The following is a 13,895-nucleotide window of genomic DNA, read 5'->3' as shown; positions in this document are numbered from 1 at the left end:
GCGACCGCGGCCTGGGAGCGCGACGGGACCGCGGCCGGACGGGTCCGCCTGCGCCATGGCACGGTCTCCGCTCGTCGGTCCCGGCGGCCGCGCCGGGGCGGCCCACCGCAGGAGGGCTGGTCTTCACAGGAGCATCACAGGAACTGAATCATCACCATATGATCCGTTTGTCCGTTATGCCTTCCCGGTTGCCCCGAACGGCCACCACCCCGCCGAACACCCCTCCCTTGTCGGTGCCACCCGGCACCATGGGGGCATGGCGACCGCGCACCCGACCCCGTCCCCGGCCCCGGCCGACCCGCTGGCCGGCTTCGCCCCCGCCACCCGGGCCTGGTTCACCGGCGCCTTCTCCGCGCCCACCGCCGCCCAGGCCGAGGCCTGGCGCGCCATCGCCCGGGGCACCGACGTCCTGGTGGTCGCCCCCACCGGCTCCGGCAAGACCCTCGCGGCCTTCCTGTCCGCCCTGGACCGGCTCAGCAGCACCCCGCCCCCCGCCGAGCCCAAACGCCGCTGCCGGGTCCTCTACATCTCCCCGCTCAAGGCCCTCGCGGTCGACGTCGAGCGCAACCTCCGCGCCCCGCTGGCCGGCCTGCGCCAGGCCGCCGTCCGGCTCGGCCTGCCCGAGCCGGAGGTCCAGGTCGGCATCCGCTCCGGCGACACCCCCGCCGCCGACCGCCGCCGCTTCGCCACCCACCCGCCGGACATCCTGATCACCACCCCCGAGTCGCTCTTCCTGCTGCTCACCTCCGCCTCCCGGGACGCCCTGCGCGGCATCGACACGGTGATCCTCGACGAGGTGCACGCCGTCGCGGGCACCAAGCGCGGCGCCCACCTCGCGCTCTCCCTGGAGCGGCTCGACGACCTGCTCGACCGCCCGGCCCGCCGGATCGGCCTGTCCGCCACCGTCCGGCCGGTCGAGGAGGTGGCCCGCTTCCTCAGCCCCGGGCGCGGCGCCGAGGTGGTCCAGCCGCCCGCCGCCAAGGAGTTCGACCTCTCCGTGGTCGTCCCCGTCCCCGACCTCGACGACCTGCCCGCCGCCCCCGCCCTCGGCGGCGCCGCCGAGAGCGACCCGCAGCGCCAGGCCTCCATCTGGCCGCACGTCGAGGAGCGGATCGTCGACCTCGTCCAGGCCCACCGCTCGACCATCGTCTTCGCCAACTCCCGCCGCCTCGCCGAGCGGCTCTGCAACCGGCTGAACGAGATCGCCCTCGAACGCGCCACCGGCACCGCGCTGCCCGAGGACCACGCCCCCGCCCTGCTGATGGGCAACGCCGGCGCCGCCAGGGGCGCCCCGCCGGTGATCGCCCGGGCCCACCACGGCTCGGTCTCCAAGGAGCAGCGCGCCCTGGTCGAGGAGGACCTCAAGGCCGGCCGGCTGCCCGCCGTGGTCGCCACCTCCAGCCTGGAGCTCGGCATCGACATGGGCGCCGTCGAGCTGGTGGTCCAGGTCGAGTCGCCGCCCTCGGTCGCCTCCGGCCTCCAGCGGGTCGGCCGGGCCGGCCACCAGGTCGGCGCGGTCTCCACCGGCGTCGTCTTCCCCAAGTACCGGGGCGACCTGGTGCAGTCCGCCGTGGTCACCGAGCGGATGCGGGCCGGGCGGATCGAGGCGCTGCGCATCCCGCGCAACCCGCTCGACGTGCTCGCCCAGCAGCTGGTCGCGATGACCTCGATGGACACCTGGCAGGTCGACGACCTGCTCACCGCCGTCCGCCGGGCCGCGCCGTTCGCCACCCTCCCGCAGTCCGCCTTCGACGCGGTGCTCGACATGCTGGCCGGCCGCTACCCCTCGGACGCCTTCGCCGAGCTGCGCCCCCGCCTGGTCTGGGACCGGGTGGCCGGCACCGTCAGCGGCCGCCCCGGCGCCCAGCGGCTCGCCGTCACCTCCGGCGGCACCATCCCCGACCGCGGTCTGTTCGGCGTCTTCATCGCCGGCACCACGGCGTCCGATCCGAAGGCGGGGACCAAGGGCGGCGGCGGGCGACGGGTGGGGGAGCTCGACGAGGAGATGGTCTACGAGTCCCGGGTCGGCGACGTCTTCACCCTCGGCACCACCTCCTGGCGGATCGAGGAGATCACCCACGACAAGGTGCTGGTCACCCCCGCCCCCGGCGTCCCCGGCCGGCTCCCGTTCTGGAAGGGCGACAGCCTCGGCCGCCCGCTCGAACTCGGCCGCGCCCTCGGCGCCTTCACCCGCGAACTCGGCGCACTCGACCCGCAGGCCGCCACCGCCCGGCTCCAGCAGGCCGGTCTGGACGACTGGGCCGCCGGCAACCTGCTCGACTACCTCGCCGAGCAGCGCGCCGCCTGCGGCCACCTCCCCGACGACCGCACCATCGTGGTCGAGCGCTTCCGCGACGAGCTCGGCGACTGGCGGATCGTCGTGCACTCCCCCTTCGGCGCCCAGGTGCACGCCCCCTGGGCCCTCGCCCTCGCCGCCCGGCTGCGCGAGAAGCACGGCCTCGACCCGCAGGTCATGCACGCCGACGACGGCATCGTGCTCCGCCTGCCGGACGCCGACCTGCTGGCCCCCGACTTCGATTTCGGCAGTCCTTCGGACAAACCGGTCACCGACGACGCCCCGATCGGCGCCGACGCCGCCCTGTTCGACCCGCAGGAGATCGAACAGCTCGTCACCGACCAGGTCGGCGGCTCCGCCCTGTTCGCCTCCCGTTTCCGCGAGTGCGCCGGCCGCGCCCTGCTGCTCCCCCGCCGCAACCCCGGCAAGCGCACCCCGCTCTGGCAGCAGCGCCGGCGCGCCGCCCAACTGCTGGAGGTCGCCGCCGAGTACGGCTCCTTCCCGATCGTCCTGGAGGCCGTCCGCGAGTGCCTCCAGGACGTCTTCGACGTCCCCGGCCTGGTCGAACTGATGGGGGACCTCGAATCCCGCGCCGTACGGCTGGTCGAGGTCACCACCCCCGAACCCTCCCCGTTCGCCCGCTCCCTGCTCTTCGGCTACGTCGCCCAGTTCCTCTACGAGGGCGACTCCCCGCTCGCCGAACGCCGCGCCGCAGCCCTCTCCCTGGACTCCCGGCTGCTGTCCGAACTCCTCGGCCAGGCCGAACTGCGCGAACTGCTCGACCCCCAGGTCCTCGCCGAGCTGGAGGCCGAACTCCAGCGGCTCACCCCCGAGCGCCGGATCAAGGACGCCGAGGGCGTCGCCGACGCGCTGCGCCTGCTCGGCCCGCTCGGCGAGGCCGAACTGACCGCCCGCGGCGCCGAACCGCTCTGGGCCCTCGAACTGGAGGCCGCCCGCCGGGTGATCCAGGTCCGGATCGGCGGCGAGCAGCGCTGGGCCGCCATCGAGGACGCCGGCCGGCTGCGCGACGCCCTCGGCACCCCGCTGCCGGTCGGCGTGCCCGAGGCCTTCACCGAACCGGTCAAGGACCCGCTGGGCGACCTGCTCGCCCGGCACGCCCGCACCCACGGCCCGTTCACCGCCGCCGAGGCCGCCGCCCGCTACGGCCTGGGCACCGCCGTGGTCACCGGCACCCTGCACCGCCTCACCGCCACCGGCCGCCTGGTCCAGGGCGAGTTCCGGCCGGTGGAGGGCCACACCGCCACCGTCGAGTGGTGCGACTCCGAGGTCCTGCGCCGGCTGCGCCGCCGCTCGCTGGCCGCCCTGCGCCAGGAGGTCGAACCCGTCCCGCCGCGCGCCCTGGCCGCCTTCCTGCCGCAGTGGCAGCATCTGGCCGGCCACCGGTTGCGCGGACCGGACGGCCTGCTCCGGGTGGTCGAACAGCTCCAGGGCACCGCCCTGCCCGCCTCCGCCCTGGAGAAGTTGATCCTCCCGGCCCGGCTCGTCGACTACTCCCCCGGACTCCTCGACGAGCTGATGGCGGCCGGCGAGGTCGGCTGGGCCGGCGCCGGCTCGCTGCCCGGCAAGGACGGCTGGATCAGCCTGCACCTGGCCGAGAACGCCCACCTGCTGCGCCCCGAACCGGTGCCGCCCACCGTCACCCCGGTGCACACCGCGCTCCTGGAGGCGCTGACCGGCGGCTACGGGCTGTTCTTCCGGCAACTGACCGCCCACCTCCCGGAGACACCCGAGCCGGAGGTCGTCGAGGCCCTGTGGGACCTCGTCTGGGCCGGGTACGTCAGCAACGACACCCTGGCCCCGCTGCGCGCCCTGCTCGGCTCCGGCCGGACCGCCGGCGCCACCGCCCACCGGGCGCCCCGGGCCACCCCGCGCGGCCGCTTCGGCGGCGCGGGGCGCCCGTTCGGTCGGGTCGGCGGCGCGCTGCGCAGCGGCCCGCCGACGGTCGGCGGCCGCTGGTCGCTGCTGCCCCCGTTCGCCGCCGACCCGACCGTCCGGGCCACCGCCCAGGCGCAGAACCTGCTGGACCGGCACGGCCTGCTCACCCGGGGCACGGTCGCCGCCGAACGGATCCCGGGCGGCTTCGCCGGGGTCTACCGGGTGCTCGCCGCCATGGAGGAGCGCGGCCGGACCCGCCGGGGCTACTTCGTCGAGGGGCTGGGCGGCGCCCAGTTCGCCATGGAGGGGGCGGCCGACCGGCTGCGCTCGGTCAGCGGGCGGCTGGAGCGGGCCCGGGGCTCCGAGTGGCCCGCCGCCCCGAGCGCCGAGCCGCCGCAGGCCCTGGTGCTGGCCGCCGCCGACCCGGCCAACGCCTACGGCGCCGCACTGTCCTGGCCCGAGCCGCCCGCCGGGTCCGCCGAGGCGGCGGGCAAGGCGCACCGGCCCGGCCGGAAGGCCGGCGCCCTGGTGGTGCTGGTCGACGGCGAGCTGTGCCTGTACGTGGAGCGCGGCGGCAAGTCGCTGCTGGCCTGGGCGCAGGACGAGGCCACCCTCGCCGCGGCGGCGGCCGCGCTGGCCGGGGCCGCCCGGGCGGGGGCGCTGGGCAGCGTCACCGTCGAGCGGGCCAACGGCGAGCCGGCCCTCGGGTCGGCGCTCGGCACCGCGCTGGAGCAGGCGGGCTTCCACGCCACCCCGCGCGGTCTGCGGCTGCGCCCCTGAGCCCCGCCGGCTCCCGGGGCCGCGAGCACGACGAGGGCCGTGGGACCCGTCGGTCCCACGGCCCTCGTCCGCGTCTCGTCACCCGGCCGGAGGTCCGGCCTCCCACCGCGTCTCCGCCGGTGCCACCGGCTGGTCCGCCCGGGACCGGGCCGGCCCGGTGGACCGCCAGTCGGCGTGGACCGGGATCAACCCGAGCCCCCAGCCGCCGGCCGCCAGCAGGACCGGAACCGCACCTCCGGGCAGCCGCCCGGGGCCGGCCCACAGCGCCCACAGCCACCAGCCGAGCCCGCCGAGCAGGACCGCCAGGACCGGCAGGGCCCGTCGGACCCGTATTCGGGCCCCGGCACACGTCGCCGCCGCACTGCGCACGACCGCCTCCTTCGCTCAACGCGGGCCGGATGGGGCCCGTACCGAGGCCAGGTCAGGCGGCGACCACGTCCATCGCGGCGGCCTTGGGCGACATGTTCGCCCGGTCGGTGCCGGGAGCCGGCAGCGGAACCGGTTCGAGCACGGGCCTCAGCAGTTCACCTTCGGAGAGGGTGGCCATCGCCGCAAGTTCGGCGAGCGACAGTTCGTCGCTGACCTCGCGCATGACCTCGGACATCCGGACGTCGAGTGCGTCGCAGATGGCGGAGAGCAGCTCCGAGGAGGCCTCCTTCTGTCCCCGCTCGACCTCGGAGAGGTACCCGAGCGAAACCCTGGCGGCCGCCGACACCTCGCGGAGTGTGCGGCCCTGGCGCTGGCGCTGCCGACGCAGTACATCGCCCAGTAGGCGACGGAGCAGGATCATCGGTGCCTCCCTCCTCGGACTGCGGATCGAGATGTCACGCCCCCACCGTACCGCCTTGCCCGCTTCGCGTGCGGGGACCATGGTCGTGTTCACTCTGGGCTGCAAGGCTGTCCCCTCCCCTGTTTCGGTGTCGTACCCGGGCCGGCGGGCACCGCGTCGTACCCTCCGGGCGGCACCCGGCCACCGCCACGCCACTCGTTCGCCACCTGGTTTCTGCCCAACCAGGCCCTCCGATGTAACACGATCCTCCAGATGTGCGATGCCCGCACGCCAGTTCGGCAGATCCCGGTTCGACGGGATCTCGGCGGGCGGCCCCCGGAGGACACCGGGGACCGGGTGGCGGGTGGCTGACAGACGGCCGGCGGACGGACGGTGACGGCGGTGCGGACGACGGCTCAGTGCGCGGGCGTACCGGACGGGAGCCGCCCGACGAGCAGCTCCAGAGCGGCGGTCACCGCCCTGTGACGGATTGTGGCACGCTCTCCCGACAACCGTGGCGAACTGACCAGAGTTCCCCCCGGACCGGCGACGGCGAGGTGTACCGTGCCGACCGGCTGCCCGTCCTGCGGCTCCGGGCCGGCCACCCCGGTCGTCGCGACGCCGTAGGTCGCGCCGAGCAGCTTGCGCACGCCTTCGGCCATCTGCCGGGCCACCACCGGGTGGACCGGGCCGTGGACGTCCAGCAGTCCCTCGTCGACGCCGAGCACCGAGGCCTTCAGCTCGGTCGCGTAGGCGGTCACCGAGCCGCGGAAGGTCGCGGACGCCCCGGGGACGTCCACCAGCGCGGCCGCCAGCAGCCCCCCAGTCAGCGACTCCGCGACGGCCACCGTGCCGCCCCGGGCCCGCAGCGCGGCGTGCGCCCGCTCGGCCAGCCCGTAGTCGCCCGCCCCGTAGTCGCCCGCCCCGGAGTCGACGGTCCCGGAGTCGACCGCACCGGCCTCGGATCCAGCACCCATCCCCACGTCCCTCCCTCGCGCTCCGCCGGGCCCGCCCCGGCGTACCCGCCATTGTGGGCCGCGGGGACGGCCGGCGGCCGGGTTCCGCGGCATGTCACCCGCGCGGGCGTTGCGCCGCCAGCCCCTCCCGGCGCAGGCGCAAGGCCTGCCCCACGTAGTCCAGCGCGGTGCCGACGGTCAGCAGCACCGCGACGCCCATCAGCACGGCCCGGGCGGTGGCCAGCCAGCCGGTCAGCTCCAGGACGTACATGCCGACGGCGATGCCCTGGGTGAGCGTCTTGAGCTTGCCGCCCCGGCTGGCCGGGATCACGCCGAAGCGGATCACCCAGAACCGCATCAGCGTGATGCCGAGCTCGCGGGCCAGGATCACCACGGTGATCCACCACGGCAGGTCGCCCAGCACCGAGAGGCCGATCAGCGCCGCGCCCATGATCGCCTTGTCGGCGATCGGGTCGGCGATCTTGCCGAAGTCGGTGACCAGGCCCTTGCGCCGGGCCAGCTCGCCGTCGAACAGGTCGGTGATCATCGCGATCGCGAAGGAGGCCCAGGCCACCGAGCGCCACTTGGGGTCGTGGCCGCCGTCGGCGAAGAGCAGGGTGACGAAGACCGGGACCAGCAGCAGCCGGGCCATGGTCAGCATGTTCGCGATGTTCCAGATCCCCGGCGCCGGGGGCGCCGCGGCCGCCGGTCTGCCCGGGTGGGCCGCGGTCGGGGCGCCGGGCCCCTGGGTCATGCCCCGGCTCCCGGTGCCCGGCGGACCCGCACCTGCTCCAGTGCCTCGGCGACCAGGTCGACGCCCTCGCTGGCGACGACCCGGGCCCGGTAGAACCGCCCGACCTCGGGGTCCTCGACGCCGGTGAGCGTGGTGAGGCCGTCCGTCTCGGGTGCCTGGTGGGCGGCGCGGCCCTCGACCAGGTCGCCGTCGACCGACTCGACCAGCACCTCGACCTCGCTGCCGATCCGCTGCTCGGCCCGCTGGGCGGTCATCTCCTCGGCCAGCTTGCTGAGCCGGGCCAGCCGGTCGGCGACCACGTCCTCGGGCAGCTTGTCGCCGTAGGTGGCGGCCTCGGTGCCCTCCTCGTCGGAGTAGCCGAAGACGCCGATCGCGTCCAGCCCGGCGTGCGTGACGAACCGCTCCAGCTCGGCGAAGTCCTCCTCGGTCTCGCCGGGGAAGCCGACGATGAAGTTGGACCGGGCGCCGGCCTGCGGGGCCTTGTCGCGGATCGTGCCGAGCAGCTCCAGGAACTGGTCGGTGGAGCCGAAGCGGCGCATCCGGCGCAGCACGGCCGGCGCGGAGTGCTGGAACGACAGGTCGAAGTAGGGCAGCACGCCCTCGGTGCCGGTCATCGCGTCGATCAGCCCCGGGCGCATCTCGGCGGGCTGGAGGTAGGAGACCCGGACCCGCTCGACGCCCTCGATCCCGGCGATCTCGCCGAGCAGGGTCTCCAGCAGCCGGATGTCGCCGAGGTCCTTGCCGTACGAGGTGTTGTTCTCGCTGACCAGGACGACCTCGCGGACGCCCTCCCCGGCCAGCCACTGGGCCTCGTGCAGCACGTCGGAGGGCCGGCGGGAGATGAACGAGCCGCGGAAGGCCGGGATGGCGCAGAACGAGCAGCGCCGGTCGCAGCCGGAGGCGAGCTTGACCGAGGCGACCGGGCTGTCGTCCAGGCGCTTGCGCAGGGTGCGCGGCCCGGAGGCGGGCGCGACGCCCTCCGGCAGGTCCTCGGGGGCGCCGTGGCCCGGCACGGCGACCTCGGCGGCGGCGGCCTGGCGCTCGACGGGGCTCAGCGGCAGCAGCTTGCGGCGGTCGCGCGGGATGTGCGGCGCGTGGTGGCCGCCGGACAGGATGGTCTGCAGGCGGTCGGAGATGTCGGCGTAGTCGTCGAAACCGAGCACGCCGTCGGCCTCGGGCAGGGCGTCGGCCAGCTCCTTGCCGTAGCGCTCGGCCATGCAGCCGACCGCGACCACGGCCTGGGTGCGGCCGTGGTCCTTGAGGTCGTTGGCCTCCAGCAGGGCGTCGACGGAGTCCTTCTTGGCGGCCTCGACGAAGCCACAGGTGTTGACGACGGCGACGTCGGCTTCGGCGGCGTCGTCCACGAGCAACCAGCCGTCGGCCTCCAGTCGCCCGGCGAGTTCCTCGGAGTCCACCTCGTTGCGGGCGCATCCGAGCGTGACAAGGGCGACAGTACGGCGTTCAGGCATAGGGCCAAGATTAACGCGCGACCGCCGGAGCCGTTCGCCCCGGAGGCCGCGCGCCCCCTCCGGCCGGTTCCGCCCGGGGGCGGTCGGCCCCCGCGATCAGCCCGCCTGCGGGTCGCCGGGGGTGTACGTGACGTGCACCACCTGGCCGTTCTTGCCCGCCGGACCGAGGTCCTTGCCGTTGACGTACACGTGCACGGCGCCCGCGTTGCCGATCACCAGCTTGATCTGCCTGGGGTCGGTGAAGGTCTGGTCCTGGCCTTCCTCGATGTTGTTCTGGAACAGCGACTTCCCGGTGCCGTCGACCGCCGAGACCCAGCTGGTGTCCTTCTCGGCGACCAGCTTCACGGTGACCTTGTCGGCCGGGGCGGCGGCGATCGCGGGGGCGCTGGGCGCCGGGGCGGGCGGCTGCACGGCCGGGGAGGCCGCGGGGGCCGCCGGGGCGACCGAACCGGTGCCGGAGCCGGCCGGCAGCGGGGCGCTGGCCGAGCCGGTGGTGCCGGTGCCGGCCTTCCCGCTCACCAGGTTGAAGCCGATCACGCCGACCACCACGACGATCGCGGTGACCATCGCCACCGTCCAGTTCGGCCGGCCCCGACCGGGGACCTTGATCGGGCCGCTCTCGATCAGCTCGGTGGGCCGCTTGGAGGCCGGCGAGCCGCCGTGCGCGGCGTCGTAGCGGGCCACCAGCGCCTCGCCGTCGACGCCGACCAGCCGGGCGATCGCGCGGATGTGGCCGCGGGCGTAGAAGTCGCCGCCGCACCGGCCGAAGTCGTCCTCCTCGATGGCGTGCACGATCGGCACCCGGACCCGGGTGGCGCTGCTCACCTGATCCACCGTGAATCCGGCCTCGATCCGGGCGGCGGACAGCACCCGGCCGATGCTCGGGGCATCGGCCGCCGGATCCGCGCCTCCGGCGGGCAGGTCGGAGGTCGGGGCGTTCTCGCGGTCGGGGGACTTGCCGATGGTCACGGTGCACGCCTTTCGAGCGGTTGGCCACCTGCTGGGGAACAGTCTAGGGGCGTGGGCGGATCGTTTCTCAAGCGGAACAGGCCCGAATGCGCTCGGCCGCCCCGCTCCCGGGACGGGCGTGCACTGACCGCCCGTCAATGCGGGGGGCCGCCGTCTCCGGGACCCCCGCACCGCCGCCCGCGCGTCCGGTGTCGCTCGTGGGACGCGGTGCGCATCCGACCGGTTCCGCACCGGCCGCCTACCCCCGTCCGAACGGGCGAACACCCGCCGGCGCGGGCCCGGCGTCATCCGCGGATGGAGACGATCACCCCGTCCAGCTCGTCCGGCTTCACCAGGACGTCGCGGGCCTTGGAGCCCTCGCTCGGCCCGACGATGCCGCGCGACTCCATGAGGTCCATCAACCGCCCGGCCTTGGCGAAGCCGACCCGCAGCTTGCGCTGGAGCATCGAGGTGGAGCCGAACTGGGTGGAGACGACCAGCTCGGCCGCCTGGATCAGCAGCTCCAGGTCGTCGCCGATCTCCTCGTCGATCTCCTTCTTCGCTCCGCCGCCGACCGTCACGTCGTCCCGGTAGACGGCGGACAGCTGGTCCTTGCAGTGCTTCACCACGGCGGCGATCTCGGCCTCGGTGACGAAGGCGCCCTGCATGCGGATCGGCTTGCTGGCGCCCATCGGCAGGAACAGCGCGTCACCCTTGCCGATCAGCTTCTCGGCGCCGGGCTGGTCCAGGATGACCCGGGAGTCGGCCATCGCCGAGGTGGCGAAGGCGAGCCGGGACGGCACGTTGGCCTTGATCAGACCGGTGACCACGTCGACCGAGGGCCGCTGGGTGGCCAGCACCAGGTGGATGCCCGCCGCGCGGGCGAGCTGGGTGATCCGGACCACCGAGTCCTCGACGTCGCGCGGGGCGACCATCATGAGGTCGGCCAGCTCGTCGACGATCACCAGCAGGTAGGGGTACGGCGTCAGCTCGCGCTCGCTGCCGAGCGGCGGGGTGACGGTGCCGGCCCGGACCGCCGCGTTGAAGTCGTCCACGTGGCGGAAGCCGAACGCCGCGAGGTCGTCGTAGCGCATGTCCATCTCGCGGACCACCCACTGGAGGGCCTCGGCGGCCTTCTTGGGGTTGGTGATGATCGGCGTGATGAGGTGCGGGATGCCCTCGTAGGCAGTCAGCTCGACCCGCTTGGGGTCGACCAGCACCATCCGCACCTCGTCCGGGGTCGACCGGGCGAGGATCGAGGTGATCAGGCAGTTGATGCAGGACGACTTGCCGGCGCCGGTCGCGCCGGCCACCAGGATGTGCGGCATCTTGGCGAGGTTGGCCATCACGGTGTGGCCCTCGACGTCCTTGCCCATGCCGACGACCATCGGGTGGGTGTCCTCGGCGGCGGTGCGCGAGCGCAGCAGGTCGCCGAGGTTGACCATCTCGCGGTCCCGGTTCGGGATCTCGATGCCGACCGCCGACTTGCCCGGGATCGGGCTGATGATCCGCACGTCCGGGCTGGCCACCGCGTACGCGATGTTCTTGGCCAGCGCGGTGATCCGCTCGACCTTGACCGCCGGGCCGAGCTCGACCTCGTAGCGGGTGACCGTCGGGCCGCGGGTGAAGCCGGTCACCCGGGCGTCCACCTTGAACTCTGTGAAGGTGCCGGTGAGCTGGGCCACCACCTCGTCGTTGAGGGCGCTGCGGGCCTTGGCCGGGCCGCCGCGCTCCAGCAGGTCGAGCGAGGGCAGGGCGTAGGTGAGGCCCTCGGCGAGCTGGAGCTGCTCCATCCGCACCGGCGCCGGGCCGTGCTCCTCGGGGGCGCCGGGGCCGGCGCCGCCGGTGCGGGCGGCCGGGACGGCGGCCTCCTCCGGCGGGGCGGTGCGGTCCTGCACCTGGTGCATCATGTCCGCCACCGCCGAGGAGGCGGGCACGCCGTAGACCAGCGCGCCGTCCAGGTCGGCGGCGGCGCCGGCGGCGAGGTTGCGGGTGGTGTACGGGTCCAGCGCCTCCTTGGCGAACATGTCCGGCTCGGCAGCGGGCTCCTCCTCCGACGGCTTGCGCTTGCGGCGGCGCCGGCGGGCGGCCACCTCGTCCGAGGGGTCGTCACTGTCCGTGTCCACCGTGAACGGCAGTGCGGAGGGGTCGGCGTCCTCGGGGGGATCGGTGGAGAGTTCGCGCTCCGGCGCACGCCCCTCGGCGTCCTCCGGACCGGGCTCGACCACGCCCAGCCGGACGCCGACCGCGCGCATCCGCTCGGGGATCCGGTTGACCGGGGTGGCGGTGGTGACCAGCAGGCCGAAGAAGGCGAGCAGCAGCAGCAGCGGCACCGCGAGGGCCGGCCCGGCGGCGGCCATCATCGGGGTGGACGCGGCCCAGCCGACGATCCCGCCGGCGGTCCTTATCCGGGTCGCGCCGCTGCCCATCACGGGCGCGCCGCAGCCGATGTGGACCAGGCCGAGCACACCGACCAGCAGGGTGGTCAGGCCGATCATGATCCGCCCGTTGGCCTCCGGCAGCTCCGGGTGGCGCATCAGCCGGATCCCGACGGCGGCCAGCAGGAACGGCACCAGCACGTCGAGCCGGCCGAACAGGCCGGAGACCACGTTGGTGGCCGCCTCGCCGAGCCAGCCCTGCGGACTGAACCAGGTGCCGGCGGCGGTGACCAGGGCCAGCGCGAGCAGCAGCAGGCCGATGCCGTCCTTGCGGTGCGCCGGGTCCAGGTTCTTCGCGCCGTCGCCGAAGCCCCGGAAGACCGCGCCTATGCCGTGCGCCGCGCCGAGCCACAGGGCGCGTACGGCGCGGAAGAGTATCGGCCTGGGCGCGGGGGGCGGGGCGGGAGCCTTCTTGGCCGCCGTCCGCTTCGCCGGGGCCGCCTTCTTCGCGGCCGCCTTCTTGGCGGGCGGCTTGGCCGGAGCCTTCGCCGCGGCCTTCTTGGACGGTCCCGGACCCGGGTTGCGTGCCGCGCTTCCGGGCGTACGTGTGGCCATGGGTCAGCAGCCTACCGGGGCACGCCACCTGTTCCCGCGTCGTGCGTCCGGGGCCCCGGGACGTGTCGCCGACACGCCGTCATCCCGCCCCGGTTCACCCGGACGGGGCAATCCGCGGCGCGCTCAGTCCGTGCCGGGGCGCAGGGCGTCCAGCGCCCGCCGCAGGCCGGCCAGCTTGCGCTCCAGGTGCGCCGCGGTGGCCGCCGCCCCGCCGTCCTCGGTGCCGTCCAGCTGTTTCGTGAGCGACTCGGCCTGCTCCTCGACGGCCGCCAGCCGGGCCGACAGCTCGCCGAGCAGCGCGCCGCCGATGGCCGGCTCGTTGCCGCTCGCCTCCAGCTGGAGGCGCAGCAGCGCGGCCTGCTCCTTCAGCTGGCAGTTCTTCATGTAGAGGTCGACGAAGACCGAGACCTTGGCCCGCAGCACCCACGGGTCGAAGGGCTTCGAGATGTAGTCGACCGCGCCGGCCGCGTAGCCGCGGAAGGTGTGGTGCGGGCCGTGGTTGATCGCGGTGAGGAAGATGATCGGGATGTCCCGGGTGCGCTCGCGGCGCTTGATGTGGGCGGCGGTCTCGAAGCCGTCCATCCCGGGCATCTGGACGTCCAGCAGGATCACCGCGAAGTCGTCCGTGAGCAGCGCCTTGAGCGCCTCCTCGCCGGACGCCGCCCGGACCAGGGTCTGGTCCAGCGCCGAGAGGATCGCCTCCAGCGCCAGCAGGTTCTCCGGCCGGTCGTCGACCAGGAGGATCTTCGCCTTCTGCATCACGACGCGCCCTCCTGTCGCCTGCCTACCTGGGGAAGGCACCCGCGTACTGCCCACCACTACCCCGGTCATGCTAGCCGCACCCCCTCGCCCGGCACATCGCTCCGTCGTGTCCGGATCCGGAGCGGCGCGCAGTCAGTGCACCGGCGTACGCTCACCAGCGAGTCGCCACCCGGTCACTGTTCGCAACGATCGGTGACCCTACCCGGTTCCCGGCCCTCCCCGCCAGCAAACCGCCCACCCCACCGGCGTGAATCCCGGAGCGTACTCCGGGA

9 protein-coding genes are annotated in these 13,895 nt (G+C 74.6%); 1 reads left to right on the top strand and 8 read right to left on the bottom strand.

Annotated elements, in window-relative coordinates; all coding sequences use genetic code 11:
• Positions 1–256: 256 nt before the first annotated feature.
• A complete protein-coding gene (locus ACFVFS_RS28510; RefSeq protein ID WP_380627580.1) occupies positions 257–4,972 on the top strand; it encodes an ATP-dependent helicase in 4,716 nt (1,571 codons plus the stop codon).
• A 78-nt stretch (positions 4,973–5,050) separates the two neighbouring features.
• Here the strand turns inward: ACFVFS_RS28510 and ACFVFS_RS28505 are convergent, their stop codons facing one another.
• The 8 genes from ACFVFS_RS28505 to ACFVFS_RS28470 form a co-directional block, all read right to left on the bottom strand.
• Entirely contained in the window at positions 5,051–5,341 is a 291-nt protein-coding gene (locus ACFVFS_RS28505) for a hypothetical protein (protein ID WP_380627579.1), read from the bottom strand.
• A gap of 52 nt (positions 5,342–5,393) precedes the next feature.
• Complete coding sequence (locus ACFVFS_RS28500; protein ID WP_350551437.1) at positions 5,394–5,762, bottom strand: helix-turn-helix transcriptional regulator; 369 nt, start codon at positions 5,760–5,762, stop codon at positions 5,394–5,396.
• A gap of 395 nt (positions 5,763–6,157) precedes the next feature.
• Positions 6,158–6,718: a CinA family protein gene (locus ACFVFS_RS28495; protein WP_380627578.1), complete on the bottom strand. Its 561-nt coding sequence runs from the start codon at positions 6,716–6,718 to the stop codon at positions 6,158–6,160.
• A gap of 94 nt (positions 6,719–6,812) precedes the next feature.
• A complete protein-coding gene (gene pgsA, locus ACFVFS_RS28490; RefSeq protein WP_380627577.1) occupies positions 6,813–7,451 on the bottom strand; it encodes a CDP-diacylglycerol--glycerol-3-phosphate 3-phosphatidyltransferase in 639 nt (212 codons plus the stop codon).
• The gene (gene rimO, locus ACFVFS_RS28485) at positions 7,448–8,920 is read right to left on the bottom strand and encodes a 30S ribosomal protein S12 methylthiotransferase RimO (protein WP_380627576.1); all 1,473 of its coding nucleotides are present in this window, start codon (positions 8,918–8,920) and stop codon (positions 7,448–7,450) included. Before rimO ends, pgsA begins: the two co-directional genes overlap by 4 nt.
• Before the next feature lie 96 nt (positions 8,921–9,016).
• A complete protein-coding gene (locus ACFVFS_RS28480; protein WP_380627575.1) occupies positions 9,017–9,889 on the bottom strand; it encodes a helix-turn-helix domain-containing protein in 873 nt (290 codons plus the stop codon).
• Positions 9,890–10,173: 284 nt separating this feature from the next.
• Positions 10,174–12,861, bottom strand: a complete 2,688-nt coding sequence (locus ACFVFS_RS28475; RefSeq protein WP_380627574.1) for a DNA translocase FtsK — start codon at positions 12,859–12,861, stop codon at positions 10,174–10,176.
• A 123-nt stretch (positions 12,862–12,984) separates the two neighbouring features.
• The gene (locus tag ACFVFS_RS28470; protein WP_380288360.1) at positions 12,985–13,623 is read right to left on the bottom strand and encodes a response regulator; all 639 of its coding nucleotides are present in this window, start codon (positions 13,621–13,623) and stop codon (positions 12,985–12,987) included.
• Positions 13,624–13,895 lie beyond the last annotated feature (272 nt).

Origin of the sequence: Kitasatospora sp. NPDC057692 (genome assembly GCF_042799475.1) — a bacterium.
GTDB lineage: Bacteria > Actinomycetota > Actinomycetes > Streptomycetales > Streptomycetaceae > Kitasatospora.
Note: the sequence above shows the minus strand (reverse complement) of the source record. Positions and strands in the feature narration are given on the sequence as shown.

What these genes read in the sequence shown, in the direction of transcription:
- pgsA (WP_380627577.1), bottom strand. Translation starts at nt 7,451, where the DNA reads ATGACCCAGGGGCCCGGCGCCCCGACCGCGGCCCACCCGGGCAGACCG.
- ACFVFS_RS28500 (WP_350551437.1), bottom strand. Translation starts at nt 5,762, where the DNA reads ATGATCCTGCTCCGTCGCCTACTGGGCGATGTACTGCGTCGGCAGCGC.
- ACFVFS_RS28475 (WP_380627574.1), bottom strand. Translation starts at nt 12,861, where the DNA reads ATGGCCACACGTACGCCCGGAAGCGCGGCACGCAACCCGGGTCCGGGA.
- ACFVFS_RS28510 (WP_380627580.1), top strand. Translation starts at nt 257, where the DNA reads ATGGCGACCGCGCACCCGACCCCGTCCCCGGCCCCGGCCGACCCGCTG.
- ACFVFS_RS28495 (WP_380627578.1), bottom strand. Translation starts at nt 6,718, where the DNA reads ATGGGTGCTGGATCCGAGGCCGGTGCGGTCGACTCCGGGACCGTCGAC.
- rimO (WP_380627576.1), bottom strand. Translation starts at nt 8,920, where the DNA reads ATGCCTGAACGCCGTACTGTCGCCCTTGTCACGCTCGGATGCGCCCGC.